Origin of the sequence: uncultured Parasphingopyxis sp., from assembly GCF_937129435.1 — a bacterium.
Taxonomy (GTDB): domain Bacteria; phylum Pseudomonadota; class Alphaproteobacteria; order Sphingomonadales; family Sphingomonadaceae; genus Parasphingopyxis.
In genome coordinates this window covers 20,474-45,764 of sequence record NZ_CAKZNF010000003.1, presented here as the reverse complement: position 1 = coordinate 45,764, position 25,291 = coordinate 20,474, and the positions used below count along the sequence as shown (strand labels likewise).

Annotated in this window: 27 protein-coding genes and 1 tRNA gene; 8 read left to right on the top strand and 20 right to left on the bottom strand. The window is 64.4% G+C overall.

All coding sequences use genetic code 11. From position 1 onward, the window contains the following. The first annotated feature begins 109 nt into the window (after positions 1 to 109). The 3 genes from Q0139_RS00500 to Q0139_RS00490 all read left to right on the top strand — a co-directional run bounded on the left by Q0139_RS00500 (position 110) and on the right by Q0139_RS00490 (position 1,861). Positions 110 to 691, top strand: coding sequence for a YqaA family protein (locus Q0139_RS00500; RefSeq protein WP_298015893.1), 582 nt, complete (start codon positions 110 to 112; stop codon positions 689 to 691). A gap of 142 nt (positions 692 to 833) precedes the next feature. After that, positions 834 to 1,223: a DUF4878 domain-containing protein gene (locus Q0139_RS00495; protein ID WP_298015891.1), complete on the top strand. Its 390-nt coding sequence runs from the start codon at positions 834 to 836 to the stop codon at positions 1,221 to 1,223. Then, positions 1,223 to 1,861 carry a YiiX/YebB-like N1pC/P60 family cysteine hydrolase gene (locus tag Q0139_RS00490; RefSeq protein ID WP_298015889.1) on the top strand — a complete coding sequence of 213 codons (639 nt, stop codon included), beginning with the start codon at positions 1,223 to 1,225 and terminating at the stop codon, positions 1,859 to 1,861. The genes Q0139_RS00495 and Q0139_RS00490 overlap by 1 nt, the downstream gene beginning before the upstream one ends. Before the next feature lie 142 nt (positions 1,862 to 2,003). Here the strand turns inward: Q0139_RS00490 and Q0139_RS00485 are convergent, their stop codons facing one another. The 7 genes from Q0139_RS00485 to Q0139_RS00455 form a co-directional block, all read right to left on the bottom strand. Further along, a complete protein-coding gene (locus Q0139_RS00485) occupies positions 2,004 to 3,173 on the bottom strand; it encodes a DUF3089 domain-containing protein (RefSeq protein ID WP_298015887.1) in 1,170 nt (389 codons plus the stop codon). 92 nt (positions 3,174 to 3,265) lie between these two features. Next, a complete protein-coding gene (locus Q0139_RS00480) occupies positions 3,266 to 3,898 on the bottom strand; it encodes a glutathione S-transferase family protein (RefSeq protein WP_298015885.1) in 633 nt (210 codons plus the stop codon). 120 nt (positions 3,899 to 4,018) lie between these two features. After that, entirely contained in the window at positions 4,019 to 4,822 is an 804-nt protein-coding gene (locus Q0139_RS00475; protein ID WP_298015883.1) for an endonuclease, read from the bottom strand. Next, complete coding sequence (locus Q0139_RS00470; protein WP_298015881.1) at positions 4,815 to 6,182, bottom strand: DNA cytosine methyltransferase; 1,368 nt, start codon at positions 6,180 to 6,182, stop codon at positions 4,815 to 4,817. The genes Q0139_RS00475 and Q0139_RS00470 overlap by 8 nt, the downstream gene beginning before the upstream one ends. Before the next feature lie 39 nt (positions 6,183 to 6,221). After that, on the bottom strand, positions 6,222 to 6,626 hold the full coding sequence (locus Q0139_RS00465; RefSeq protein ID WP_298015879.1) for a very short patch repair endonuclease: 405 nt from the start codon (positions 6,624 to 6,626) through the stop codon (positions 6,222 to 6,224). A gap of 3 nt (positions 6,627 to 6,629) precedes the next feature. Then, the gene (locus Q0139_RS00460; RefSeq protein WP_298015877.1) at positions 6,630 to 6,806 is read right to left on the bottom strand and encodes a hypothetical protein; all 177 of its coding nucleotides are present in this window, start codon (positions 6,804 to 6,806) and stop codon (positions 6,630 to 6,632) included. Positions 6,807 to 6,838: 32 nt separating this feature from the next. Next, the gene (locus Q0139_RS00455) at positions 6,839 to 7,258 is read right to left on the bottom strand and encodes a DUF6456 domain-containing protein (protein ID WP_298015934.1); all 420 of its coding nucleotides are present in this window, start codon (positions 7,256 to 7,258) and stop codon (positions 6,839 to 6,841) included. A gap of 407 nt (positions 7,259 to 7,665) precedes the next feature. On the opposite strand from Q0139_RS00455, the gene Q0139_RS00450 reads away from it, so the two are divergent. Further along, positions 7,666 to 8,229, top strand: a complete 564-nt coding sequence (locus tag Q0139_RS00450; protein WP_298015875.1) for a helix-turn-helix transcriptional regulator — start codon at positions 7,666 to 7,668, stop codon at positions 8,227 to 8,229. A 12-nt stretch (positions 8,230 to 8,241) separates the two neighbouring features. Here Q0139_RS00450 and Q0139_RS00445 read toward each other — a convergent pair whose 3' ends face one another. Beyond that, positions 8,242 to 9,828, bottom strand: a complete 1,587-nt coding sequence (locus tag Q0139_RS00445; protein ID WP_298015873.1) for a GSCFA domain-containing protein — start codon at positions 9,826 to 9,828, stop codon at positions 8,242 to 8,244. Between the two features lie 246 nt (positions 9,829 to 10,074). Between Q0139_RS00445 and Q0139_RS00440 the strand changes: the two genes are divergently transcribed. Beyond that, positions 10,075 to 10,671, top strand: coding sequence for a hypothetical protein (locus Q0139_RS00440; protein ID WP_298015871.1), 597 nt, complete (start codon positions 10,075 to 10,077; stop codon positions 10,669 to 10,671). 151 nt (positions 10,672 to 10,822) lie between these two features. Here Q0139_RS00440 and Q0139_RS00435 read toward each other — a convergent pair. The 8 genes from Q0139_RS00435 to Q0139_RS00400 form a co-directional block, all read right to left on the bottom strand. Continuing rightward, positions 10,823 to 10,898 (bottom strand) — tRNA-Val (locus Q0139_RS00435). Between the two features lie 61 nt (positions 10,899 to 10,959). Then, complete coding sequence (locus Q0139_RS00430; RefSeq protein ID WP_298015869.1) at positions 10,960 to 11,877, bottom strand: winged helix DNA-binding protein; 918 nt, start codon at positions 11,875 to 11,877, stop codon at positions 10,960 to 10,962. Between the two features lie 124 nt (positions 11,878 to 12,001). Then, positions 12,002 to 12,706, bottom strand: a complete 705-nt coding sequence (locus Q0139_RS00425) for an amino acid racemase (RefSeq protein WP_298015867.1) — start codon at positions 12,704 to 12,706, stop codon at positions 12,002 to 12,004. Between the two features lie 213 nt (positions 12,707 to 12,919). Then, the gene (locus Q0139_RS00420) at positions 12,920 to 14,374 is read right to left on the bottom strand and encodes an NAD(P)(+) transhydrogenase (Re/Si-specific) subunit beta (protein WP_298015932.1); all 1,455 of its coding nucleotides are present in this window, start codon (positions 14,372 to 14,374) and stop codon (positions 12,920 to 12,922) included. A gap of 107 nt (positions 14,375 to 14,481) precedes the next feature. Continuing rightward, on the bottom strand, positions 14,482 to 14,796 hold the full coding sequence (locus tag Q0139_RS00415; RefSeq protein WP_298015865.1) for an NAD(P) transhydrogenase subunit alpha: 315 nt from the start codon (positions 14,794 to 14,796) through the stop codon (positions 14,482 to 14,484). A 4-nt stretch (positions 14,797 to 14,800) separates the two neighbouring features. Beyond that, complete coding sequence (locus Q0139_RS00410) at positions 14,801 to 15,151, bottom strand: endonuclease domain-containing protein (protein ID WP_298015863.1); 351 nt, start codon at positions 15,149 to 15,151, stop codon at positions 14,801 to 14,803. A 119-nt stretch (positions 15,152 to 15,270) separates the two neighbouring features. Further along, a complete protein-coding gene (locus tag Q0139_RS00405; protein ID WP_298015861.1) occupies positions 15,271 to 16,398 on the bottom strand; it encodes a Re/Si-specific NAD(P)(+) transhydrogenase subunit alpha in 1,128 nt (375 codons plus the stop codon). 11 nt (positions 16,399 to 16,409) lie between these two features. Continuing rightward, the gene (locus tag Q0139_RS00400; RefSeq protein ID WP_298015859.1) at positions 16,410 to 16,559 is read right to left on the bottom strand and encodes an aa3-type cytochrome c oxidase subunit IV; all 150 of its coding nucleotides are present in this window, start codon (positions 16,557 to 16,559) and stop codon (positions 16,410 to 16,412) included. A 158-nt stretch (positions 16,560 to 16,717) separates the two neighbouring features. Between Q0139_RS00400 and Q0139_RS00395 the strand changes: the two genes are divergently transcribed. Then, the gene (locus Q0139_RS00395) at positions 16,718 to 18,160 is read left to right on the top strand and encodes a sigma-54 dependent transcriptional regulator (RefSeq protein WP_298015857.1); all 1,443 of its coding nucleotides are present in this window, start codon (positions 16,718 to 16,720) and stop codon (positions 18,158 to 18,160) included. 154 nt (positions 18,161 to 18,314) lie between these two features. Beyond that, on the top strand, positions 18,315 to 19,061 hold the full coding sequence (locus Q0139_RS00390) for an SDR family NAD(P)-dependent oxidoreductase (protein ID WP_298015855.1): 747 nt from the start codon (positions 18,315 to 18,317) through the stop codon (positions 19,059 to 19,061). A 134-nt stretch (positions 19,062 to 19,195) separates the two neighbouring features. Here the strand turns inward: Q0139_RS00390 and folP are convergent, their stop codons facing one another. Next, a complete protein-coding gene (folP, locus tag Q0139_RS00385) occupies positions 19,196 to 20,311 on the bottom strand; it encodes a dihydropteroate synthase (RefSeq protein WP_298015853.1) in 1,116 nt (371 codons plus the stop codon). Positions 20,312 to 20,469: 158 nt separating this feature from the next. Here folP and Q0139_RS00380 point away from each other — a divergent pair, with 158 nt between their 5' ends. Then, positions 20,470 to 21,603, top strand: a complete 1,134-nt coding sequence (locus Q0139_RS00380) for a zinc-binding dehydrogenase (protein ID WP_298015852.1) — start codon at positions 20,470 to 20,472, stop codon at positions 21,601 to 21,603. 150 nt (positions 21,604 to 21,753) lie between these two features. On the opposite strand, the gene Q0139_RS00375 is transcribed toward Q0139_RS00380, so the two are convergent. The 3 genes from Q0139_RS00375 to Q0139_RS00365 form a co-directional block, all read right to left on the bottom strand. Beyond that, positions 21,754 to 23,037, bottom strand: coding sequence for an MFS transporter (locus Q0139_RS00375; protein ID WP_298015850.1), 1,284 nt, complete (start codon positions 23,035 to 23,037; stop codon positions 21,754 to 21,756). Positions 23,038 to 23,108: 71 nt separating this feature from the next. Continuing rightward, the gene (locus tag Q0139_RS00370) at positions 23,109 to 23,921 is read right to left on the bottom strand and encodes a hypothetical protein (protein WP_298015848.1); all 813 of its coding nucleotides are present in this window, start codon (positions 23,919 to 23,921) and stop codon (positions 23,109 to 23,111) included. 124 nt (positions 23,922 to 24,045) lie between these two features. Further along, positions 24,046 to 25,200, bottom strand: a complete 1,155-nt coding sequence (locus tag Q0139_RS00365) for a site-specific DNA-methyltransferase (RefSeq protein WP_298015846.1) — start codon at positions 25,198 to 25,200, stop codon at positions 24,046 to 24,048. Between the last annotated feature and the right edge of the window lie 91 nt (positions 25,201 to 25,291).

The following is a 25,291-nucleotide window of genomic DNA, read 5'->3' as shown; positions in this document are numbered from 1 at the left end:
CTTTTTAGCTCTGGATTGCTTCGCTTCGCTCGCAATGACGAGGCTTTCGATCACGCCCTCGCGACATTTCCTTGCTGACGCCCGCCATCATCCGCCCTAAGGCCCTTCCATGCTGAAACGCCTCTATGAATGGACGCTCGACAAGGCGGCGCATCCCCATGCTGAACGATGGCTGGCGGGGATATCCTTCGCCGAATCGAGCTTCTTCCCGATCCCGCCGGACGCGATGCTGCTGCCGATGTGCCTGTCGCGGCCCGAGCGGGCCTTTCGCTACGCCTTCATCTGCACCGTCGCCTCTGTGCTCGGCGCGCTGCTCGGCTATGCGATCGGCTATTTCCTGTTCGAGACGATCGGCCAGCCGATCCTGAATTTCTACGGGCTGGGCGAGGATTTCGCGGGCTTCAGCGAACAGTTCAACGATCAGGGCTGGATCATCGTCCTGCTGGCAGGCTTCACCCCGCTGCCGTTCAAGGTCATCACCATCGCGGCGGGCGCGACGATGATGCCGCTCTACATCCTGATCGGCGCGGCGATCATTTCCCGCGCCGCGCGCTTTTTCCTCGTCGCCGCGCTGCTCTGGAAGTTCGGCGAGCCGGTCAAGCGTTTGATCGACAAGCATTTCGCGCTGGTAACGACCGTGGTCGGCATTCTCGCCGTCGGCGGCTTCCTCGCGATTCGCTATCTCTTCTGACCGCGTTTCGGCGCGTCTGGACGAAAGAACGTAAAGCGAATCCCGGGGAATTCCGCCGGATGTTGGCGATAGACACGTCTTCGGGACCGGGCTAGGTTGAGTCCTCCTGCGCCAATCGGGCGCCTGTTTATAGGGGGGTTCAATGAAAAACCTTTTCAAATTTTTCGCGCCTGTTCTCTTTGCCGTTGCAGCAGCCTGTTCGGGCGGCGGTGGCGGTGGTCCCGGCGATGTCGTCGAAGACTTCAACATGGCGCTCGCCGAAGGCGACGTCGATGCCGCGATCGAGCATATCCAGCCGTCGCAGCGTGACGCCGTCCGTCCGAAGCTCGAAATGGTCGCGCCGATGGCGGCGAGCCAGCTCGAAGCCCAGGGCGGCATCGACAGCATCGAAGTGACCAATGAGGAAATCAGCGAAGACGGCAACACCGCCACCGTTTCCTACACCGTGACCTTCGGCAATGGCGAAACCAGCGAAGACCAGGACACGCTGACCATGGTCGACGGCACCTGGTATGTCGGCATGGAGGGCTAGTGAGCCCATCGCGTATTGCGGGATTCTGGGCACCGGCGGCGGCGGCATTCGCCGCCATGCTGTCGGTGCCCGGCAGTTCCGCCTTTTCCGGCCCCCGGGTCGAAACTTCTGACATCGATATAACGGCGCTGAGATCGGGCGATCTCGTCTTTCGCGCCGGGCGCGGCTGGGAAGCCGACGCCGTCCGCCTCGCCTCTTTCGGCACCTTCTCGCATGTCGGCATGGTCGATATCGCCGCGGACGGCACCGTCTACATCGTGCACGCCGCGCCGCCCGAACATGGCGGCCATGGCCGCGTCGAACGCGTGCCGCTCGAAACCTTCAACGACGCCCGCTATGCCAGCGACATCGTCTTCTACCGCCGCGCGGACCTGCCCGAAGCGACGGCTCTCGAAGCCGCCGCCCGCGCCCGGATCGAAGCCGATCGCGGCACGCCCTTCGACGACCAGTTCGACGCCGGCGACCAGAGCAAGCTCTATTGCACCGAACTGATCATGCTGGCCTTCGCCGATAGCGGCGCCGCCCTGCCCTTCGCCTTCGCGCCGCGCATCGACGGATCGATCCTCGGCAATATCGTCTACCCGGCGGACTTCATCCGTTCGGGCGAATTCGTCCGCGTCGACGCGCGGCGGTCCTGACCTTGCCGTTCCTCCCCCACAGGGGGAGGGGAACCATGCGCAGCATGGTGGAGGGGCACCATCCAATAGCGTTGCGCTCAAGGGGCATGTGCCCCTCCACCAGCCTGCGGCTGGTCCCCCTCCCCGCTCCGGAGAGGATTACCTACTCCTCCCCCTGCGTCGCCATCCAGGCCGCCGCCTGGCGTTCGGCGAGGCGGACCATCGCGCCCATCTCCAGATTCATGTCGATCAGGTGCAGCCCCCAATCGTCGAGCCGCATCCCGCCCGCCATCACATCGCCGGTGATCGTGTCGGTGCGCGGATCGGCGGGGTCGCCATGCGTCGTGACGGCGAGATAGGTGAAGTCGCCGCTGTCGACGCATTCGGCCGAGACCAGCCCCGGCACGCGCACGAACGGCGTTTCGATCGCCGGATCGGCCTCGGTCCATGGCGCAGGCGGATTGCTCGACGAGAGCGCCATCGGCACCAACCACGCATCGAGCGTATCCTCGCCGAGCAGCGTCGAGGGTGCGACGCAGGCGGCGCGCTGCCCCGCCTCCTCGACCTTGCCGAAGCGCGATGCGGCGGGCGGCGGTACATCTTCGCGGAAGCTGACGAAGCTGACGACGCAGCCGGTCTGGTCGGCGGAGGTGCAGAGCGGCACATTCTGGAACGCCCCGCCCACATCCGCACCTTCGGCGACGCCGACATTGGTGCCGATCAGATAGGCGGCGATCATCCGCTCGGCGACAGGCTGGCCGTCGATATCCTCGGCGATCAGCCGGGTCAGCACGCCCGATCCCTGGCTGTGCCCGATCAGCAGCACGCCCCGCCCCTCATTGTGATGGTCGAGATAATGGTTCCACGCCGCGCGCACGTCGTTGATCGTCATGTCGCGGTCCATCCCCGCAAAGCCGCCACCGGCCATCGCCCGGCGCAGCGCCGTCAGCGTCACCTGCCGGTAGAGCGGTGCGTACATCCGGCACGCCTGCTGGAACGGCGCCGCCTGCACGGCGACGACGCGGCGTTCCTCCTCATTGTCGACCATGTCGCTGTTGCCGCCCTCATCGAGCGAAACCGTCGGATAGACGTAGAAGCAATCGAAGGCCGGGTTTTCGGCGATCGCATTCTGCTCCACCGTCAGCGTGCCATCGGGATCGATCCGCGTCGTCGCCAGCGACACCTCGCAGGCATCGCGCTGGCCCGGCAGGCACAGCCAGTTCTGGCCGAGCGCATAGTCGGGCGTATCGGCCGCAGCGTCATGGTTATCGGCCTGGGCGGGCGCGACAATGCCGATCGCGGCCGCGGCTGCGAGCAAATAGGTGTTTTTCATGATGTCCCTCTTCCCAATCGAAGCGGCGCGTTTCGCGCTTCTGCTTTTCGCGGGGAGGAAACTAGCCCTGCTCCGCGCCGGGGTCCAGAGGATCAGCCGCCCATGAACGCGCGATCGGCGGCGAGCAATGCGGCGAAGCTCTCGCGCCCGAGAATCCGGTCCTTATACGCCTTCAGCTTCGGATAGGCCGCCCAGTCGATCTTCGCCTTTGCGTAGTCGAGGTTGGGCAGCGGGCTGACCACGGCGAGATCGGCCAGCGTCAGCCTGTCGCCGATCAGATAGTCGCCATCAAGCTGCTCCTCGATATAGGCGAGCACGGGCGGCAGCGTCTCCGCCTCGGCCCGGTCGGCCGCCGCGAGATCGGGCTCGGCGCCGAGCAGCTTCGCCGCCACCCGGTTGAAGAAGATCGCGCCGGCCGCGCCTACCAGGATCGTGTCGCCGAACTCGTCGTACCAGACCGCGCGCCCCCGCGCCTCGGCATCGGCCGGCAGCAGCGGATTCTCGGGATATTTCGCCTCGAGATAATGGATGATCGCGGACGAGTCCGAGAGCCTGTAATCCCCATCCGCAAACCCCGGCACCTTGCCGAAGGGCGATGCCGCCCGGAATTCGGCATGATCGGCACCCGGCGGCACCTGCCGATGCTCGAAGTCCAGCCCGCGCTCATTGGCATAGGCCGCGACCTTGCGGACGAAGGGCGAAAGCGAAGCACCGTAGATGATCATCGAACGACTCCTGCTGGATAGGGACTACCCCATGGGCGTAGCAGGTCGGTTGCATTTTGCAACGTGAATTGTGGGTTGGGAGCGGAGCGCATTGAGCACCGTTCAGGCAATTGTTTTATCCTACTGACGATAGTTTACGATCGCATCCGAATCCAGTTTCTTGGCGGGAACCAATCGATAGTGTCGCTCTTCGACGACGACGACCATATTCTCTTCCACGGCCAGTTCGAACATCGCAACTTTGTCCCTACCAATGAACTGGGCCGAAATGGCCCTTGCTCTGGTTCCGGAAAACCGCTCCTCGCACCAATCTAAATCCTGTTTTGTCTGTACTACAGAAATGCGGTCGCTCCCCCCTTTTGCCTGCACCGGAACAACGTAATGGCAGCCGAGCTTATCGATTCCAAAATAAAGTTCGTCGATTTCGATCTGACCGACGCCTGCTACTGTCGTACGCAAATGATTCTGAAGACTATAAGTCGTAATACCAAGAAATATGTCTATGAGTCTATTATAGCGCACGATTGCTAGCAAGGCCTGCTCATCGCCAAGCGCATAGGCGCGAATAATTTCAGGCGTACTGTCCGGAATCCTAATTGTTTGTAAATCTTCACGAGGCAATACATGATTTAGGGTCACGAGAGAAAATCTATATTTTGCCCTGCCCCTACCTTCGATAACCCATTCCATTTTTTCCGGTTGAGTGGCGATTATCTTTGGCGGCATTTTTATACGGTATCTCAGCGCGTAGACCACATCACCCAGATTTTTTGGAATTTTTACGCCCAACGATTTTGCTACACGCGGTATGTCTTCCCGTTCAAAATCGATATTCGAAATACCTTCGCGATATTTCTCGAAAAATATTGTCTCGGCGATATCCTGGTAGGAGTTCGCCCTGTCAGAAGACCCGGAGTCAGACATTCTCGTACGCTCTCTCCAATATTCGCTGACGTTCGATCTCTTCCTGCTTTCGCTTGGTAGCACCACTTTTCTTGTCGCGCCTTGTACCAGGTGCTTCAACACCGAAATAGTTTGCTGCCTGCGATACTGTCATCCGCAAAAGCCGGTCGTCACCAAGTGTCACCGTCTCGAAAGACTCTTCGGGGCACCACCCCAGCGCATGGATTACGCTTTCAGCTACCGCCCGTGCCATCGGCGGTGGCACAGAGTTTCCAATTTGTCGCGCACCATGCCATTTGGTTTCGTGAAACCGGAACCAGTCCGGGAAACCGTGCAGGCGCGCCATTTCGCGAACGGTCACGCAACGATTGTAAGCATAGTGGATAGGCCGGGGACTGGTAAATGCTCCACGTGCGCCATCGGTGCCGGCTCTCAAAGTATTGCTCAGGCCGTCCGGCGCCAGTTTGTAGAAACGCGATATAGGCTCGACCGTACCCGGCAGGGTCTCCGCGAAACGGCGCCGAGAAATAGCGGTATGTTCGGTCCGGGCGCTTGAGGTAAGCAAGTTCGGCGTCCATTCACGCGCGGGGCCAAAATGCCACGAGCGATTGGAAAGGCAGCGCATCTCGGCTGCGTAACTCCCCGGCTGATTCCACGAGCGCGTCTCAACCTCGTCGGTTGACTTCAAAGCCTCGAACGATTCGGCGTTCGGCAAATCGTCCAGCGCATCGAACGCGGTCGGGCCGATAGGCAAACTTGGATCGAGGTCAGATGGACGATCAGCAGGTTGTGTCGAAGCGCGCGGGTAGCCAGGCAACGACCTACCTGACTTAGAACCGAACAATATGAGCCGTTCGCGATTCTGCGGTACTCCGAAATCAGCGGCGTTCAAGACTTTCCACGGCAAACGGACCTGATAACCGAGAAGTTCAGCTTCCTCGATAAACTCTTCAAGGAACTGACGGTGCTTACCTACCGTGAGACCCTTTACATTTTCGAACACGAAATGGCGCGCATCGAGTTCGGAAACAATACGCAAAAAATCCTTTACTAAAGCGTTCCGGGGGTCGTCCAAAACCCTTTGCCCGATTAACGAAAATCCCTGACAGGGCGCGCCTCCGAACACGACATCCACCCCCCGTGAACCGATTTTTGCTTGTTCCCTGATTTCTTCTCCAGTCGTATCGACAACGGATTTCGGAAGAATAGCACAGTGCGGGAAATTATATTTGTGAACGGCACAGTGAACGGGATCGATTTCGACAGCGGCGACTACATCGAACCCTGCCTGCTCAAAACCTAGACTCATCCCACCGGCGCCGGCGAAAAGATCGATACCTATCGGTCGCATTGGGTCCTCCTCGGCGCTGTCGATTCGCATGACCCTATCAGAACAAAACAGGAATGTCGATCGAAAAATTCAATCGAGAAAATCTTGCAGGATATCCTGCAGTGTTCGCATATTTCTGGTCTCGCATTGCCAGACTTCCAGCACTGTCCACCCCATATTTTCCAAGGCCTCTCGCTTTTCTCCATCCCTCTGCCGGTTCCGTTCAATCTTCGGTTGCCAATAGTCGAGTCGGGACTTGGGCAGTTTCCCGATTTTGCAGCCGTGACCGTGCCAATAGCAACCATGCACGAAGATCGCTTTCTTACGTCCGGCAAAAACGATGTCGGGCTTGCCGGGCAAACCCTTGTGATGCAGCCTGTAACGATAGCCGAGCCTGTAGAGCAACTTCCGAACGATGAGTTCTGGCGCAGTATCGCGCGAGCCGATACGCGACATTAGTCGGCTCCGGCTCTCTTTCGATCTGTTGTCTACCATAAGCTACTGCGTTAGCTTCGCAAAAACGCATTCGATCATCGTGATCCGCCGGTCTAACCCGAAGATGCGGAAGAACTCGTTGTAGAAAGTCTGCGTTTCGCCCTTTTCATAGTGCGCGTCTTTCCATTCGGCGGAGAAGTCGCGCGCTCTTTGCCTGATTTCCTGCCAGCCCAGCCGCATGCCCCCCTCAATGGCCGAGCGGTCGCGCCGCATCAATCCCCCGGCAGGCGGTAGTGGTCGGCCAGCCGGTCGAGGGCCAGCGAGAGGACGAGTTTGCCCGCGCGTGCCGGCCAGCCGAGCGCGCCTTCCGCCGCCTTCAGCCCCTCGCCCGCGCACAGCACGCGCCAGGCGATATCGGCGAGGCCCGGGCCGAGGGCGTCGATCGCACCGTCGAACCGCGCCTTCGCCGCGATCTGGCCGCCATGCGGATCGGCGATACGGGGCGCGCCGCGCGGCACCTTGCCCTGTGGCGGCGCGTCCCATTGCATCGTCACGCGCGGGCCGAGCTGCGACAGCTCGTAATCGCGCCGCAGCGCCTCGCCCGCATCGAACTGCCGCGCGCTCACCATGCCGCGCGCATGCAGCCAGGCCAGCGGCGATTCGGCGAGGTTTACGGTCACCGAGCGCGCCAGCCGCCCGCGCCGCTTCGGTTCGCCGGGCCGGACCGCCTCGACGCGCGGCGTGCCGTCCTGCGGCAGCGGCCGTTCGGCAAGGCGGCGGGGGCCGTCGGTGCGGATCGCAGGAGTTGATCGGGTTTTGCGGCGTTTCGGCAAGGCGGTTCTCCTCGTGAACAGGGAAAAGCGGCCTTGCCATTGCGGCGCATATGTAGGACAGGGAAAAACCATATTGGTAAAAATCTTCTCCCGGCGGGAGAAGGATACGGAAACTTGGCGAGGAACGAGCCTAGTTGGAGTTGGATGAGGGGCAGCGCGCTATCGGCAGGTGCGATCCCCTCACCCAGCTCGCTCTAAATTCGCTTCGCTCATCAAGAGCTCACATCCCTCTCCCGATGGGAGAGGGTTTGGTAGGGAGGCCCCGAATGATCACCGCGATCCGTGAAATCCGCAAGGCGAAGAAGCTGACGCTGGCCGAGGTCGCCGAGCGCTGCGACCCGCCGACCACGGCGCAGACGATCGGGCGGCTGGAGACGGGGATGCGGACCGTGTCGGTCGGCTGGCTCAACCGGATCGCCGATGCGCTGGGCGTCGATGCGGGCGATCTCGTCAAGCTGCCCGAGCGCGCCGACCTGCCCGTGGCGGCGATCCTCGACGCCGATGGCTGCGACGCGCCGCGGCACGAGATCGCGCTCCCCCTGCCCCGCCCGGAGCCGGGCATGGTCGCCGTCCAGGTGCGAACCGGCGTCGGCGATTATCGCGCCGGCGACGAGATCTGGTGCGCGCGGCTCGAGCCGGAGCAATTCGCCACCGCGCTCAACCGCGACGTCCTCGTCCCCCGTCCCGCCGGCCGCTTCCTGTTCGGCCGGCTGATCGGGCGCGAGGGAGACCGGCTGCAACTCCTCCCGCTGGGCGCGGGCGGGCGGCAGCAGGTGATCAGCGATCCGGCATGGATCGGCATGGCGGTGAAGATGGTGCGGGCGCTGTAGCGGCCCTGCCGGTCAGCCGGGCAGTTCGATCGCCGAGCGTACCTTTTCGAGCCGCCGCTCCATGCTCGGCGTCACGCCCTTGACGTTCTCCGTCAAAGCCTTGGCCTTCACGACTTCGCCCAGGGCGAGCAGGACTTCGGCATATTCGATCGTGATGCGGGGCAGGTTTTCGGCGATATCATAGGCGCGGGCATACCATTTCCGGCCCGCTTCCAGATCGACTTTCGCCGTATACTCGCCCATCATGCGATAGGGTTCGTGCGATTTCGGCGACCGCTTGGTCCAGGCGTGCAGCGCCTTTTCCGCTTCGGCGAACTTCCCCAGCTGCAAATTGGCGCCCATCGTGACGCCGTAATATTGCCCGGTCAGCCGATTGTCGCCGGGCGGCTCGTTGAGCGACGCCAACGCCTTGTGCGGATCGCCGTTGAGCAGGGCAATATGGGCCGTAAACAGCCCGCTCGGATCGTCAGCCTTGTGAAGCCATTTCGCGGCCTCGTCGACATTGTTCGTCCTGATCGCGGCATTCACATAGGCCGCCGCGACATCGCCATGGTCGAAATATTCGGGATATTTCGCGAGCAGCTTGAATAGCTTCTGCGGACGTTCGGACTGGATCAGGTCGCGTATCGTATCGAGGGAAAGCTCTTTGCGGCTGCTATAGGCTTCGACCATGCGATCGATGTTCACGGCAACGACATCCGGCGTCACATGGACTTCGTCTTCCTGCCAGGCGACGCTGCGTTCCGACAGGGTGACGCTTTCGAAACTCGGATAATAGTCGACGAAATCGAACTCGCTGCGAATATGTTCGGCGACCACACGCAACACCGCCTTCGAATAGCAATTGGCTTCCATCACATCGATCGGGCGATAGGTGGCAGTGAGCGGGACGGGAGAAACCGTCAGCACGACGCGGACATCTTCGCGGCCGTGCCGCCGGATCAATTCCATCGCCTTGCGCAAATATCCCGCGGCTTCCTCGAAAGACAGGATCTGCAGGCGAAAGCGGTCGGGGGCCTCGCGCAACATGCCCCGTCGCGGCGGGGTGTTGAGATAAATGCCGGTTTCCGTGTCCAGCCAGACCTCCGCCAGGCCGAGCGTGATGACTACCACCCTGCATTCCGGTATCTGCCGATAGGCTTCGACGATCGCGGCGCGCCGGGCCCGCACGACCTCGATCGGCTTGGGACGGAGATGAGTGTGCAAATGCATGTCGACCCATTTGCCGGCGAGGGGGAAAAAGGTTTCCCGCTCCTCATAATCCTGTTCGAGCGCCCAGTGGATTTCATTGTAGATCGACGGCGTGCCGTAATTGTTGAGCACGCCCGAACCGACGGCGGCGAAGTCTTCATCGGCCGCAATGGCATCGAGCGCGGGTAGCACGAACCCTTGGGCGGCAAGCTCCCTCTCGACATTGCGCGCGAAGCAGGAACCGATGGTGAAGATCTTCTCCCCCGGCTCAAGCACGAAATTTGGGTTGAGACGCGGCCGGGCGATCGGGCTCAATCGATTGGGCTCGCCGCGCCGCGGCCACATGGCGGCGGCATTGCCCTTAAGGGAGGCCAATGCGGTTTCTGAATCGACGTCAATCAGTGGCATGCCGGTCAAATAAGGCACTCAGAAAAAAATAACAGCGCCAATTACAATTATTTAGTGGTTTCGAACCGGACTGGAGTTGCCGCCGCTCGATTTGCGGCCAGCCCGTCCATGGATTGGCTTTGCGCCCGGCGCGCGACATAAGGCGGCAAGCGATCGGTTGTGACGGGCATCACGCAAAGCGGATGTGCAAGCTCCTAAGTCGGGTCGGCATGGAGTGCCTGGATGAGAGAAAAACTCAAAATCGCGATGGCGGCCGCGGCGACGATCGCCTCCGGCACCGCGCATGCGCAAGAGAGCTCGGACTTCTGCGCCGATGTCGAGCGGGTCGTGGCGGCGCGGGGCGATACGCCGGTCTTCGCTTCGCTGCCGATTTGGACATCGGACACGGAACCGATGTTTGCCTTCGGTACTTGCGGCGTCTTCCCGGGGCGCGAGCGACCCACGCTCGACTGCGCACAATATGATCATGAACGGCTCGGGGTATCGCGCTATCTCGGCGTACCCGACATTGTCGCCGTCATTGCCGACCGGATCGCGGACTGCCGGCCGGACGCCGTGCGCAGCGAGACCGCCGACCCTCCCCCGCTTCCGAACCAAAGGGTGAGGGTAACCCGGAACGAGTACGGTCCCGCCTTTGTCGATATCGAAGGCGTGCGCTTTGCCCCAAGCTACGAGATGACGTCGCGGTTCTCGCGCGTGGGGTTCGAGGCTTATGATTGCGCCGCGCGCGCCGAAGTCGACGCCGAAAACCGGGCCGAGGCAATTCGCAGGCGTGAATCATGGGGCCGGCCACTGGCGTCGCAAAGACCATTTCCGCCCCTGGACCCGCCCTGCGGGAATTAGCTGGAGCGCGCCTGCGCCCAAGTGGATAAATCCCGCCTTCGCCAAGGCTCGCGCCTACGCTGAAGCTACGGTGCACAAGTCGCGCGCAGCCTTCGCTGCAAACTTCGCTACGGCTGGCTCGCCAGCCGAAGCTCGCGTAGCGAGCGAAGGCTGGTGGGCGCTGACAGGCTCGAACTGCCGACCCTCTCGGTGTAAACGAGATGCTCTACCAACTGAGCTAAGCGCCCGCACCAGCTTCGATGCGCCGCGCCTTTGCCAAAAGGCGAAGCGTTGTGCAAGCGGCGGGCGCTAGTCCGGGTCCGCGCGCGTCGCGGCGAACCAGGCGGAGACCGCCCTGGACGCCTCGTCGCCCAGCCGGATGAAGACGCGCCGGCCGTCGCGCGGGTCGGCATCGCGGACGAGCAGGCCGCGATCGGTCATCGTGCGGATCCAGCGCAGCGCCGTGGTCGCGGGAACGGCGGCGGCGATGCACAGGCTGGAGACCGAAACCGGACGGCCTTCGATCCGCGCCGCCATCAGATCGAGCAATATGTCCCAGGCCGGATCGGCGAACAGCGCGCCGTCGAAGAAGCGGTCGCGCATCCGGCGGTGGCGGATCAGACGGCGGACATCCTCGGCGCCGATGTCGGCCGTCTCGACCGGGGCCGCGCGATACTGGAAGGGCGCCTCACGCATCGAACCGGCGGACCCTCCCTCCTCGCCACTCGCCAGCCGGGCGAGCGATTCGGCAATCCGCGCGACTTCCTCGCCGAGCCTGGCAAGCTCCTCGGCCTCGCGACGGCTATTGTCATGCAGCGTCAGCGGCGGCCGCACCGACGCGACGCCCGTGGCGGCGGCGAGATCGAGCGGGCCGGGCTGACAGAGCAACTGGATATCGCGGTGCGCCAGCCTTGCATCGGCGAGGTCGAGCAGGTCGAGCGGGACGGCGACCACGGCCCGGCAAAGCCCGCTCGCCGCCGCTTCGTCGAGCGCCGAAAAGAGCGGATCGAGCGTGCCGGCATCGCCATCCTCGCAATCGAGCATCGCGATATCGAGCGCCGCCTGCCGTTTGAGCCGTTCGACGGCGCCGGCAGGTTCGACCTCGGCCACCACCCGCCCGTTCACGGCACGCGCCGCGCGTCCGATCCGCGCCAGGCCCGCCGCGCCATCCGCAATCGCGAGGATCGCCGGCCCGTCCTCAAAGGCCGTCTCATTGCTTGCTGTCATTGCCGCCCCCTCCGTTCGTTCCGGAGCATATTCGCTCCAAAGCGGACCGAGAAGGCACGAAGGGTCCGGAACGGCGGACGAAATTCCGGATGGCAGGTCATTTATCTCCGAAACGGAGAGAAATTCACGCCGCGTCGGCGAGCACCCATTCCGCCGCCGCTTCGGCATGAATCGTCGTCGTGTCGAAGATCGGCACGACATTGCTGTTCGGATTGACGATCATCACCAGTTCGGTGCAGCCGAGCACGGCGGCCTCGATCCCCGTCTTCTCCATATTGGTGAGGAAGGTCTTCATCGTCCGCTTCGATTCGACGCGCGCTTCGCCCTTTACCAGCTCTTCGAAGATGATCCGGTCGATCTCCGCCATCCGCTCCGGATCGGGCAGGATGAGTTCGATGCCGTGGCTGCGCAGCCGGTCGCGCATGAACGGTTCGCTCATCGTGAAGCGCGTGCCGAGCAGCGCGGCCTTGTGCACACCGGCCTCCTGCATCGCATCGGCGGTCACATCGCCGATATGGAGGATCGGGACGGCGATCTCCTCGGACAGCCGCGCGTGCAGCTTGTGCATGGTGTTGGAACAGATGACGAGGCTTTCCGCGCCCGCATCGACCAGCCGGTTCGCCGAGGCACGGAGCGTTTCGGTGAGAAAATCCCAGTCGCCCTCGCCCATTGCCACAGCCATCGGTTCGAAATCGAGGCTGTCGATGACGATCGGCGCGCTGTGGCGGCCGCCGAGCCGCTGCCCGACGATCCGGTTGATCTTCTCATAGTAAATGGCCGTCGAGGCCCAGCTCATCCCGCCGATGAGACCCAGTTTTCGCATATCCATCCCTGGTGTGTTTCGCCAAGAACGCGGCGCGACGCCATCGGGTTCCCCGCGAGATCGCACGCATCCTCTAGATCGAAACTAGCACTTCCACAAACACCGTCATTGCGAGGAGCCGAAGGCGACGCGGCAATCCAGAGCGGCAAGCGCTGCCCTGCTTTGCTCTGGATTGCTTCGCTTCGCTCGCAATGACGATTGGAAACATGCCCAGCGCGATCAATCCAGATTCTTGATGATCTCTTCCGACATCTTCTTGGCATCGCCCAGCAGCATCATCGTGTTGTCCATGTAGAAGACGTCGTTGTCGACACCGGCATAGCCGACGCCGCCCATCGAACGCTTCACGAACAGCACCGTCTTCGCCTTTTCCACGTCGAGGATCGGCATGCCGTAGATCGGCGAGGACTTGTCGGTCTTCGCCGCCGGGTTGGTGACGTCGTTGGCGCCGATGACGAAGGCGATGTCGGCCTGGCCGAATTCGGAGTTGATGTCCTCCAGCTCGAACACTTCGTCATAGGGCACGTTCGCCTCGGCGAGCAGCACGTTCATATGCCCCGGCATCCGGCCCGCGACCGGGTGGATCGCGAACTTCACATTGACGCCCTCTTCCTTCAGCATGTCGGTCATCTCGCGGAGGACGTGCTGCGCCTGGGCGACGGCCATGCCGTAGCCGGGGACGATGATGACGTTTTCCGCCTGTTTCATCAGGAAGGCCGCGTCCTCGGCGCTGCCGCGCTTCCACGGGCGATCGGTGGCCGCCGCCGCGCCGCCGCCGCCGCTTTCCGCGCCGAAGCCGCCGGCGATCACCGCGAGGAACTTCCGGTTCATCGCCCGGCACATGATGTAGCTCAGGATCGCGCCCGACGAGCCGACGAGCGCACCGGTGATGATCATCGCCGTGTTGCCGAGCGTGAAGCCGAGCGCCGCCGCCGCCCAGCCCGAATAGCTGTTGAGCATCGAGACGACGACCGGCATGTCCGCGCCGCCGATCGGGATGATCAGCAGGAAGCCGACGAGGAAAGCGAGCCCGGTCACCGTCCAGAACAGCCAGGGTGTGTCGATGCGCGGCGATCCGACGAAATAGAAATAGACGATCAGCCCGAGGATGACCGCGAGCGTGCCCAGGTTGATGACATGGCGTCCCGGCAGCAGGATCGGCGCGCCGGACATGTTGCCGTTGAGCTTAAGGAACGCGATGACCGAGCCGCTGAAAGTGATCGCGCCGATGGCAACGCCGAGCCCCATTTCGACCCGGCTGACCGGAAGGAGCACGCCCGCGGCATCGGTGATCCCGAAGGCGCCGGGGTTCATATAGGCGGCCGCGGCGACGAGCACGGCGGCCATGCCGACGAGCGAGTGGAACGCGGCGACGAGCTGCGGCATCGCCGTCATCGCGATCCGCTGCGCGACGACGAAGCCGATCAGGCCGCCGATGCCGATGGCGATCAGGATCTCGACCAGGCTCGCAATCTCGTGCGTGACGAGCGTCGTGACCACGGCGATGAGCATGCCGAGCATGCCGAACCGGTTGCCCGCGCGGCTCGTTTCCGGGCTCGAAAGACCGCGCAGCGCGAGGATGAAGAGCACACCGGCGGCGAGATAGGCGAGCGCGACCCAGGCGGGGATGTCCGCGGTGCCGCCGGCAGCATATGCCGGAGAACTCAAGAACATCGTCATTCCCGCGAAGCCGGAAATCCAGCTCCAGAGCGTGCGGCCAAGGGAAACCGTCGGGCGATGGATCCCCGCCTTCGCGGGGATGACGGAGGAGAGGAGGCCCATCACGCTTCTCCGCGCTCCCGCGAGGGGCGCTCCTTCTTCTTGTACATGGCGAGCATGCGCTCGGTGACGGCAAAGCCGCCGAAAATATTGATCGAAGCGAGCACGACACCGGCCAGGCCGAGCCATTTCGCCGCCTCGCCGCCCACCGCGTCCCCCGCCGCCGCCGCGATCAGCGCACCGACGATGATCACCGAAGAAATCGCGTTGGTGACGCTCATCAACGGCGTATGCAGCGCCGGCGTCACCGACCAGACGACATAATAGCCGACGAAACAGGCCATCACGAAGACGGATAGGATGGAAATGAAGTCCATAGATCTACTCCAGTTCCTCCCCGGAACGGGGAGGGGGACCAGCCGCAGGCTGGTGGAGGGGGTTTTCGGCTTGCGCGACGATGGCGCGAATAGCCGCTTCGATATCTTGCAGCACGGTGTTCGCGGGAAGACGGAGTACGGTGAAACCCTGTTGGCGAAGAAATTGGTCGCGGCGCGTATCGGCTTCGCTGGCCGGAATACCTTCATGAGCCATGCCGTCGATTTCAACGATCAGATGTGCCGAGAGGCAAGCGAAATCGGCGATATACGATCCTAGCGGATGCTGCCGCCGAAACTTGAAGCCGCCCGGGCGTTTCCGGAGTTCCCGCCACAACAACCCCTCGGGCAGCGTCATCGATCTGCGGAGTTTGCGGGCAGCATAAACCTCAGGCCGCCGTATGGGCGGCGAGCCCCCTCCACCGCGCTGCGCGCGGTCCCCCTCCCCGTTCCGGGGAGGAACTGGGTTCGGCTCGCTCACCCCTTCAACCTCTCGTTCACCACGGCCCCGCCGCGCGTCAGCGTCACGCCCATGACGATCTCGTCGTCCTCGGGCAGCACGGGTTCCTTCTTCTCCTCGTCCCAGAAAGCGGAGAGGAAGTTGAGGAGGTTGCGCGAATAGAGGGCCGAGGCGTCGGCGGGGAGGCGGCCGGGCATGTTGCGGCGGCCGACGATCTTCACGCCGTGTTTCACGACGACTTCGCCCGCGACCGCGCCTTCGACATTGCCGCCCTGTTCAACCGCCAGGTCGACGATCACGCTGCCCGGCTTCATCGTCGCCAGCTGCACGTCCGAGATCAGCCGCGGCGCCGGGCGGCCCGGGATCAGCGCGGTGGTGATGACGATGTCCTGCTTGGCGATATGGCCCGAAACGAGTTCGGCCTGCGCCTTCTGATATTCCTCGGACATTTCGGTGGCATAGCCGCCCGATCCCTCGCCCTCGATCCCCTCGACGCTCTCGACGAAGATCGGCTTTGCGCCCAGCGACTGGATCTGTTCTCTGGTCGCCGACCGCACATCGGTGGCCGAGACCTGCGCGCCGAGCCGCCGCGCCGTCGCGATCGCCTGGAGCCCTGCAACGCCCACGCCCATGACGAAGCATTTCGCGGCGGAGACCGTGCCCGCCGCCGTCATCATCATCGGAAAGGCGCGGCCATATTCGCTCGCCGCTTCGAGCACCGCCTTGTAGCCGGCAAGGTTCGATTGCGAGGACAGGATGTCCATCGACTGGGCGCGCGTGATGCGCGGCATCCATTCCATCGCCAGCGCTTCGATCCCGGCCTTGGCATAGGCCTCGACGCGTTCCTTCTGACCGAACGGATCGAGCGCACCGATCAGCCGCACGCCCTGTTTCGCGCCCGCGATCTCCGCCGGTTCCGGCCCGCGAACGCAGAAGATCGTATCGGCATCGCCCAGGATTTCGGCGCGCGGGCCGACAACGGCGCCGGCATCGACATAATCCGCATCGGCAAAGCCCGCCGTCTCGCCGGCCCCGGCTTCGACAGCCATATGCGCGCCGAGACCGGTGAATTTCTTCACCGTTTCGGGGGTCGCGGCCACGCGCGTTTCGAGCGGATCGCTCTCTTTCAGGACGGCGATTTTCACCGGGCGGGCGCTCAGGTGATGGCCCAGAAGACGATCACGACGGCGATGATCGTCGCGATGATGCCACCCTTCAGCATGCCGAGAAAGCCCGAATAGGTGTTGTCATGGGCTGTATAGTCCATCTCGGCATAGTGTTCTTCCATGCTCTTGTCGTCGGCCATTTCGCGTGATTCCCCGTTGCGTGTCTTGGTCGGGGGTCTGTCTAACCGCCGCTTCGGGCCGCCACAAGCCGGTTTCCCGGAAAGTCGCCCGGCTTAAGCCCGTTTTTACCCCGTGCCGATATGGGACAGGGAGGAAACCATGACGAGGGGCTGCGCGGATGACGCCGGAGCGCGAACGGACATTGCTGCTGATCGACGACGAACCGGCGCAGGGGCGGCTGATCGGCGCGATTGCCGCGCGCGCGGGCTGGCGCATGCTGCGCGCGGAAAACGGCAATGACGCGCTGCTGCTGCTCGAATCGGGCGATGGCGAGACCGTCGATGCCGTCCTGATCGATTACTGGGCGCCGACGACCGACGGGATCGGGCTGATCGAGCGGATGGTTGCGGCAAGGCCCGGCCTGCCGCTGCTGGTGATTACCGCGCAGTCGCGCGTCGCCATTGCGGTCGAAGCGATGCGCGCCGGCGCCAGCGATTTCCTCGCCAAGCCGATCGCGCCCGAACGGCTGATCGCCGCGCTCGAAGCGGCGACGGAGACCAAGGCGCGGCCCGGCGAATTGCGGCCGCTTTCGGAAAAGGTCTCGCAATCGCTGCCCTTCGAGGAAATCGTCGGCTCCTCGCCCGATTTCCGCGCCGCGCTCGCCATCGCCGCGAAGGCGGCGCGATCGCGCGTGCCCGTGCTGCTCGACGGCGAACCCGGCGTCGGCAAGGAAGTGTTCGCCCGCGCCATTCACGCGGCCAGCCCGCGCGCGAAGCAGCCGCTCCATGTGCTCCATTGCGGCGGCGCGCCCGCGAACCTCATCGAATCCGAGCTGTTCGGCCATGAACAGGGCGCCTTTGCCGGCGCGTTCGAAAAGCATCTCGGCAAGCTGATCGAGGCCGATGGCGCGACGCTCTTCCTCGACGAGGTCACGGCCATTCCCGCGGATGTCCAGGCGAAGCTCGCAGGCGCGCTCGAAAGCGGCATGGTCCGCCCCATCGGCGCGCGTTACGGCCGCGAAACGGACGTCCGGATCATCGCCGCGGCCGACAACGGTCTGATGGAGCAGGTCGCGGCCGGCAATTTCCGCGAAGACCTCTATTACCGCCTCGCCATCGTCCAGCTGACCATCCCGCCCTTGCGCGCGCGATCGGGCGACATCCCGCCGCTGGCGCGCCATCTGCTCGCGCGGATCGCAGGGCAGCCGGGGATGCGCGCGCTCGGCATTACCGACGACGCGCTCTCGCTGCTGATGCGCTACGACTGGCCCGGCAATGTCCGCCAGCTGCAGGACACGCTGTTCCGCGCCGCCATCGGCTGCGAAGGCGCGGCGCTGACATCGAGCGATTTCCCGCATATCGCCCAAGCCGTGCAGCTGGCCGAAGCGCGGCCCAGCGGCCACGCCATCGCCGTCCCCGCCTTTGCCGAGGGCCCCGGCATCACACTCTACGAAGCCGACGGCAATTTGCGCCCGCTCTCCGAGATCGAAGCCGACGTCATCCGCCTCGCCATCGGCCATTATCGCGGCAGAATGACGGAGGTGGCGCGGCGGCTCGGGATCGGGCGATCGACGCTCTACCGGAAGCTGGCGGAGCTGGGGATCGACTCGAGCGCGGCTTGAGGATGTTTCTCCCCTCCCGCTTGCGGGAGGGGCCGGGGGTGGGACGAGCGCACTGAGCGTTCGACCCTGCCCACCCCTAACCCCTCCCGCAAGCGGGAGGGGGACAAGGATCGCTCTGCTCGACGCTCCGCCCTGCCGCTGCTAGCCGCCGTGTATGGCCAGCGACTTCTCCGACAAAACCACCCTCATCACCGGCGCCGCGTCGGGCATCGGTCTCGCCACCGCCCGGCTCGTCGCCGACCGTGGCGGCGCGCTCATCCTCGTCGATCGGGATCGCCATGCGCTGCATGATAATTGGGAGGGGCTGGCCGAGCTGCATGCCGGCGACGTTGCCGATCCCGATTTCTGGGTCTGGATCGAGGCAGGGCTGGACCGGATCGACCATGCGCTCGTCAATGCGGGTATCTCTTCGGCGGGAGAGATCGCCCATCTCGATTTTGCCGAGTGGCGGCGCGTGCTGTCGGTCAATCTTGACGGCGCGTTCCTGACGCTGCGGACGGCGCTGCGCCATGTCCGCGAGGGCGGATCGATCGTCTGCACGGCATCGGCAGCGGGGTTCAAGGCCGAACCGGGCGTCGCCGCCTATGGCGCGTCGAAGGCGGCGCTGATCCAGCTGATGAAAGTCGCGGCAAAGGAAGCGGCGCCGAACAGGGTCCGTGTCAACGCGATCGCGCCGGGCGGCGTCGAAACGCCGATCTGGCGCGGCATGGAATTCTTCGATGCGATGGTCGCGGAAAAGGGCGAGCAGGCCGCGTTCGACGCGATGGCCGAAATGGCGACCCCGCTCGGCCGCTATGCCAGGGCCGACGAAATTGCCGAACAGATCGCGTTTCTCTGGTCCGACGCCGCCGCGACGATCACCGGTGCGGTGCTGACCAGCGATGGCGGGTATACGCTTTAACGCTCTGGCGAGCCGGAAAAAGTCGTCATTGCGAGCGAAGCGAAGCAATCCAGAGCCGCGAAGACTGTCGCCCACGACTCTGGATTGCCGCGTCGCCTTCGGCTCCTCGCAATGACGGAAAAAAGAACGCGTCGCTAAGCCACCGGCGTCAGCGCCTGATCGCGCATCCCGCGCCACACCTTGAGCGCCTGCACGGTCTCCGCCACGTCATGGACGCGGAGCAGTTGCGCCCCCTGCCCCGCCCCGGCCAGCGTCACCGCGAGCGATCCGCCGAGCCGCTCCTCGACCGGTGCCTCGTTCGCCAGCGCGCCGATGAAGCGCTTGCGGCTTGCACCGAGCATGATCGGACAGCCGAGGCCATGGAACAGCGCAAGGCCGTTGATGATCGAAAGATTGTGCGCGACGCCCTTGCCGAAACCGATGCCCGGATCGACGACGATCTTCACGCGATCGATGCCCGCCGCAACGAGCGCATCGATCCGGTCGGCCAGCCAGTCGTAGACCTCGATCAACGGATCGGCATAGCTCGGCTCGGCATGGAGATCGCCCTTGCCGCCGGCATGGTGCATGATCACGACCGGGCAGCCGGCCTTTGCGACCAGCTCAACCGCGCGCTCGTCGAAACGCAGGCCCGAGACATCGTTGACCATCGCCGCGCCGGCCTCCAGCGCCGCCTCCATCACCGCCGCCTTGCGCGTGTCGATCGAGACGGCAACGCCCGATCGGGCGAGCCGCTCGATCACCGGCCGCGTGCGTTCGATCTCGTCGTCCTCCCAGACATCGGCCGCGCCGGGCCGCGTCGATTCGCCGCCGACATCGATCAGCGCCGCGCCCGTCGTCGATTGCGCGAAGCCGGCATCGGCGGCCGCCTGCGGATCGCCCTCATGCTTGCCGCCGTCGGAAAAGCTGTCCGGCGTAACGTTGAGGATCGCGGCGACGCGCGGTTCGTCCAGCCGGAGCGTCCGCTCGCCGAGCGTCAGCGGCGCGCGCGGCGCTTCGATCCGGGCGATGGTCTCGCGCGCCGTCTCGGCCTGCGCGTCGGACAGCCCCGCCAGAAAGTCGTCCAGCCCGGCCACCGGGACCAGCGGCGCGGCGACCCTGCGCCCGCCCTCGCTCGCGATCACCTCGAACGCCGAAAACCAGAGCAGCCCGCCCGCCAGCCGGATCACCTGCCCGTCCAGCCCGAAGGGCGCATCGACGAACCCGGTCGGTCGGAAATGGAGGTCGGCGGAGGGGGGCGGGGTTTCCATGGGGATGAGCCTTACCGTCATTCGCGCTCGCTGCGAAAGCCGCGATACCCCCTCGCCCTGTGCATCACCGGCGCGATTTAGCCATCACTCTTCCGCTGGCATCCAAGGGCGGTTACGGGTCGGCGATAAACAGAACAGAATATGTAGGAGAATATCCCATGACCGACCTGCCCGCCCACGCCATCCGCATGACATCGACCGTGACCGAGGACGACCGGCTCGTGCTCGCACTCGAAGAGACGCCGATGCCCGAACCCGGCGAGAACGAAGTGCTGATCCGGGTCGAGGCGTCGCCGATCAACCCGTCGGACCTCGGCGTGATGCTGAGCGTGACCGATGGCGGTTCTTACGAAGCGGGCGATGGCGACCTGCCCTCCGCCTCCGCGCCGGTGCCCGAAAAGCTGCGCGGCTTCGTCGCGCCGCGCAAGGGCCGATCGATCCCGCTCGGGAATGAGGGTGCGGGGACGGTGGTTGCGGCGGGGTCTTCATCAGACGCACAGGCGCTGCTCGGCAAGGTCGTCGCGCTTGCGGGCGGCGGCTTCTACGCCACCTATCGCATCGCGCGCGCGGCCGAATGCCTCGTGCTGCCCGATGGCCACACGGCCGAGGAAGGCGCGTCCTCCTTCGTCAATCCGATGACCGCGCTCGGCATGATCGGGACGATGCGCAACGAGGGTTACAAGGCGCTCGTCCACACCGCCGCCGCCTCGAACCTCGGCCAGATGCTCGTCAAGCTGTGCGCCGAAGAGGGGATCGGCCTCGTCAACATCGTGCGCAGCCAGGAACAGGTCGATCTGCTGCACGGGCTCGGCGCGAAGCATGTGCTCGACATGACGGCGGACGATTTCGGCGCGAAACTGGCCGACGCGATCGCCGAGGAAGAGGCCTATCTCGCCTTCGACGCTGTCGGCGGCGGGCGGCTCGCCAACCAGATCCTCGGCGCGATGGAGGCAGCCGCCGTGCGGACCAATCCGCCGACCGGCCCCTATGGCTCGACGCAGATGAAACAGCTCTACATCTATGGCGGGCTCAACACCGCGCCCACCGAGCTCACCCGCGGCTTCGGCATGAAGTGGAGCCTGGGTGGCTGGCTGCTGACCTATTTCCTGCAGGAGGCGGGGCCGGAAGAGACGGCCAAGCTGCGCGCGCGCGTCGGCGCCGGGCTGCGCTCGACCTTTGCCAGCGCCTATACGCGGCGTATCTCGCTCGCAGAAGCCGTCGATCCGGAAATGATCGCCAATTACAACCGGCGCGCGACGGGCGAGAAATATCTGGTGACGCCGCAGGCCTGACCCAAGCCGATTGCGATCGGATTGCAGCATGTAAGCCCCTCCCGCTTGGGGGAGGGGTTTGGGGTGGGTTTGCACCGCGCCCGTCGCTGCCGCGAGCGATGCTGACGCATCGCGCCCACCCCCTTCCCCTCCCGCAAGCGGGAGGGGGGTTCAATCCGGTCGCGAAGTGTTCCATCCCGCAGCCGCCGAGGACACTTCGCGCCGCCATGCGATCCACGACAGCAGCACGATGATCGCCGTCAGCGCGACCGCGATGGCCGCGATCCCCGGCCAGTGCGCGACATCGTACGCCGCCGGGGCCAGCCAGCTCGCCAGCCCGCCGCCGATGAACATCAGGATGATATAGCCGGTCATCAGCCGCGTGCGGACGTCCGGCGCGAGGCTGAGCAGCGTCATCCGCCCCACCACGTCGATCGGCGCACCGACGATATTCGAGATCAGCAGCGGCACGAGCAGCAGCCAGATCGAGGCACCGGCCGGCCAAAGCATCAGCGATGCACCAAGCTGGCATAGCGCGAGATAGAAGCGCGCCCGGTACGGCCCGATCCGGTCCGCCCAGCGCCCCAGCGCCGGCGTGATGAAGATGCTCGCCGCCGAGATCGCCGCGAGATAGCCGACCGTATCGGTGCCATAGCCCATCTCCGGGCCGGTGAGGTAAAAGGCGAGGCCGAGCCAAACGGCGACGAACGTCCCGAAATTGCAGGCCTGAATCGTGCCGGAGACGAGAACGACGCGATGCTCGCGCATCAAGCGCAATGTCGAGCCGACCAGCGCGAAATAGCCGGTACGCGCCTCGCCTTCGTCCGCATCCTCGCGATCCTCGAGCACGATCACCGTGAGCAGCGTCGCCGCCGCCATGATCGCCGCCGCGATCCAGTAAACCCAGCGCCAGTCGGCATGCTCGGCAACGACCCCCGCCCCCGTCCGCGCGAGAAGGATCGCAACGATCACCCCCGCCGTCAGCAGCGCCGTGACATGGCCGAGCCGCTCCGGCGCGACCCGCTTCGAGGCATAGGCGGGCATCAGATAGGGCACGACCGTGACGAAGCCGAGCAGCGTCGAGGCGGCGGTGAAGACGACGAAACTCTCCGCCAGCGCCATCGCGACGAGCGCCGCGGCCTGGCAGGCAGCGAAGACGATCGCCAGCCGCCGGTTGCTGAACCGGTCGCCAAGCGGCAGCAGCAGGAAAATGCCGAGCGCCAGCGCAATCTGGTTCGCCGCCGGCACAATCCCCGCCGCCGCCGGACTGACCCCGAAACCGCGCGCGACATCGGCGATGATCGGATGGATGTAATAGGCATTCGCCACCGTCGCCCCGGTAATCGCGGCGAGCAGCCAGGCGGTCCGGTCGGTCAGCCGGTCTGTCGTAGTCGGTTCGGTCTCGATGATCGGAGCCCCTTTTGAGGGGCCGAACCTATGTAAGGCGCGCCGCACGCTGTAAAGCGCAGCGCGCCGTCCTCCTCACCGCCTTGGCGCTGGTAAGCGCCGAAAAGCCGCGACCTTTTCTAACGGCAATAGGGACTCCGGCCGATGTCGCGAACCGAAACCACCGTCCGCGATTCGGCCATCATCTCGAGACACTGGCCGTTGGCGCGGTTGTAGTAGATGGTGTGGCGGCCGCCATTCTCGATGAACATGCTGACGAAGCCGGCCCGGATCAGCCGGTCGCGCGCCCCCGGCGCCGGTTCGCCGGCGAGGTCACGATACCAGGTGATACGCGGGGGTGCCGGCGGGTCGTAGGAGCCGCCGGAGCTGCCCGATCCGTTGCAGCGCGGATGCCGCCCGATATCGCGGATGTCGTAGACGCGGCCGTTGGAGATCGTCACCTGCACGCATTGCTGCGACCGGGAGCGCCATTGGATGCTGTAGCGGGTGTAACCCGAGTTGGAGCTGTCGACTTCCCGGAAGCCGCGGCGATCGAGCGCCTCCATGGCGCGCGATTCGCGCTCGCCTCTCAGATCGTCGATCTCGGCGTCGCGTCCGCCGTTCCACGAGCCGCCATTGCCCCAGGAACCTCCATTCCCGTTGCCGCGGCGACATTGGCGTTCGGACGCGTCGTCGATCGAAGAGAAGCGCCCGTTGCGCGTTTCGACCCGGATGCAGTCGTCATATTGGTCGTTCCACCAATAGGAGATGCGCGAATAGCCCTGCCGTTCGGAATCGACCTGTTCGAACCCGCGCGATTGCAGCGCCGATTCGCCGTTGCGGCCATATTCGCCGACGATATCCTGAAGATAGCGCGCCGCCTGCGAATAGGCCGGCGCCGCCGTCATTGCTGCGGCGAGAACCGCACCTGTCGCCCAGTGCAAACGCTTCATCACCACTCTCCTCGTAAGAACGGAAACACCGTATCGTAATTGACCTGGAGCGACAATTGAGCGGCGGGCATGCACCGACCGTGAACAGCGCGTTCAGGCAAAATGCGGTTAGGGCGAAGCGCCCTTATGCGAAGTGCGTCAGGCGATATTGTTCGCGCAGCTTGTCGATGGGCTTGAGGCCGTCCGCGTCCTCATAATGCCAGAAGGTCCAGCCGTTGCACGAGGGCGCACCCTGGAGCAGCGCGCCGAGCTTGTGGATCGAGCCTTCCTTGCCGTTCGCCGTGGCGAGCGACCCGTCGATGCGGACCTTCGCCTTCCAGCGGCGCTTGCTGTCGGTCAGGACGTCGCCGGGGGCGAGGAGACCGGTCTCGATGAGCTGGCCGAAGGCGACCTTGGGCTGCGCTTCGCTCGACCGCATGATGGCGAGCGCCGATTCGTCGAGCGGCAGCGATTCGGAGATCCGCTTCAAGGCGACATTGCAGTAGCGCGGTTCGCGTTCGATGCCGATCCATTTGCGGCCCAGCCGCCGCGCGACGGCGCCGGTGGTGCCGGTCCCGAAGAAGGGGTCGAGCACGACGTCGCCGGGCTTGGTGCTGGCAAGCATCACGCGATAGAGCAGCGCCTCGGGCTTTTGCGTCGGATGCGCCTTCCTGCCGTCCTGCTTGATGCGTTCGGCGCCGGCGCAGATCGGGATCAGCCAGTCGGAACGCATCTGCAGCTCGTCGTTCAGGCTCTTCATCGTCTTGTAGTTGAAGGTGTAGCGCGCCTTTTCGCTCTTCGACGCCCAGATCATCGTTTCATGCGCGTTGGTGAAGCGGGTGCCGCGGAAGTTGGGCATCGGGTTCGCCTTGCGCCAGACGATGTCGTTGAGGATCCAGTAGCCTTCATCCTGCAAGGCAGCTCCGACCCGGAAGATATTGTGATAGCTGCCGATTACCCAGAGCGTGCCATCGGGTTTCAGGATCCGCCGCGCCTCTTTCAGCCAGGCGCGGGTGAAGGCGTCATAGGCGCCGAAACTGTCGAACTTGTCCCAATCGTCGTCGACCGCGTCGACCATCGATCCTTCGGGGCGCAGCAAATCGCCGCCAAGCTGCAGGTTGTACGGCGGATCGGCGAAAATCATGTCGATACAGGCGTCCGGGAGGGTCGCCATGCCGGCGATGCAATCGTCCTGGATCAGACGATCGACAGCGATTTCCGTGGCTTGCGCAGCCTTCTTCGCAGACCGTTTCACGGTCCGCGCGCGCTGCGTCTCCGCCACCTTCGCCTTGGTCGCCATACCCCTGCCCCCTGTTGTCGAGATGCAGCCTGAGTCCACCGGGCCGCCGGGTCAAGAACGCAATGGTTAACGCAAATGTTTGAGATCGCGT

Excerpts from the sequence above, each read along its gene's own strand:
- Q0139_RS00475 (WP_298015883.1), bottom strand. The coding sequence starts at position 4,822 with ATGTCTGACTCCGGGTCTTCTGACAGGGCGAACTCCTACCAGGATATC.
- Q0139_RS00465 (WP_298015879.1), bottom strand. The coding sequence starts at position 6,626 with ATGGTAGACAACAGATCGAAAGAGAGCCGGAGCCGACTAATGTCGCGT.
- Q0139_RS00370 (WP_298015848.1), bottom strand. The coding sequence starts at position 23,921 with ATGAAGCGTTTGCACTGGGCGACAGGTGCGGTTCTCGCCGCAGCAATG.
- folP (WP_298015853.1), bottom strand. The coding sequence starts at position 20,311 with ATGGAAACCCCGCCCCCCTCCGCCGACCTCCATTTCCGACCGACCGGG.
- Q0139_RS00480 (WP_298015885.1), bottom strand. The coding sequence starts at position 3,898 with ATGATCATCTACGGTGCTTCGCTTTCGCCCTTCGTCCGCAAGGTCGCG.
- Q0139_RS00470 (WP_298015881.1), bottom strand. The coding sequence starts at position 6,182 with ATGCGAATCGACAGCGCCGAGGAGGACCCAATGCGACCGATAGGTATC.
- Q0139_RS00450 (WP_298015875.1), top strand. The coding sequence starts at position 7,666 with ATGATCACCGCGATCCGTGAAATCCGCAAGGCGAAGAAGCTGACGCTG.
- Q0139_RS00390 (WP_298015855.1), top strand. The coding sequence starts at position 18,315 with ATGGCCAGCGACTTCTCCGACAAAACCACCCTCATCACCGGCGCCGCG.
- Q0139_RS00445 (WP_298015873.1), bottom strand. The coding sequence starts at position 9,828 with ATGCCACTGATTGACGTCGATTCAGAAACCGCATTGGCCTCCCTTAAG.
- Q0139_RS00460 (WP_298015877.1), bottom strand. The coding sequence starts at position 6,806 with ATGCGGCTGGGCTGGCAGGAAATCAGGCAAAGAGCGCGCGACTTCTCC.
- Q0139_RS00380 (WP_298015852.1), top strand. The coding sequence starts at position 20,470 with ATGACCGACCTGCCCGCCCACGCCATCCGCATGACATCGACCGTGACC.
- Q0139_RS00425 (WP_298015867.1), bottom strand. The coding sequence starts at position 12,706 with ATGGATATGCGAAAACTGGGTCTCATCGGCGGGATGAGCTGGGCCTCG.
- Q0139_RS00400 (WP_298015859.1), bottom strand. The coding sequence starts at position 16,559 with ATGGCCGACGACAAGAGCATGGAAGAACACTATGCCGAGATGGACTAT.
- Q0139_RS00500 (WP_298015893.1), top strand. The coding sequence starts at position 110 with ATGCTGAAACGCCTCTATGAATGGACGCTCGACAAGGCGGCGCATCCC.
- Q0139_RS00440 (WP_298015871.1), top strand. The coding sequence starts at position 10,075 with ATGGCGGCCGCGGCGACGATCGCCTCCGGCACCGCGCATGCGCAAGAG.
- Q0139_RS00495 (WP_298015891.1), top strand. The coding sequence starts at position 834 with ATGAAAAACCTTTTCAAATTTTTCGCGCCTGTTCTCTTTGCCGTTGCA.
- Q0139_RS00430 (WP_298015869.1), bottom strand. The coding sequence starts at position 11,877 with ATGACAGCAAGCAATGAGACGGCCTTTGAGGACGGGCCGGCGATCCTC.
- Q0139_RS00395 (WP_298015857.1), top strand. The coding sequence starts at position 16,718 with ATGACGCCGGAGCGCGAACGGACATTGCTGCTGATCGACGACGAACCG.
- Q0139_RS00415 (WP_298015865.1), bottom strand. The coding sequence starts at position 14,796 with ATGGACTTCATTTCCATCCTATCCGTCTTCGTGATGGCCTGTTTCGTC.
- Q0139_RS00420 (WP_298015932.1), bottom strand. The coding sequence starts at position 14,374 with ATGTTCTTGAGTTCTCCGGCATATGCTGCCGGCGGCACCGCGGACATC.
- Q0139_RS00410 (WP_298015863.1), bottom strand. The coding sequence starts at position 15,151 with ATGACGCTGCCCGAGGGGTTGTTGTGGCGGGAACTCCGGAAACGCCCG.
- Q0139_RS00485 (WP_298015887.1), bottom strand. The coding sequence starts at position 3,173 with ATGAAAAACACCTATTTGCTCGCAGCCGCGGCCGCGATCGGCATTGTC.
- Q0139_RS00365 (WP_298015846.1), bottom strand. The coding sequence starts at position 25,200 with ATGGCGACCAAGGCGAAGGTGGCGGAGACGCAGCGCGCGCGGACCGTG.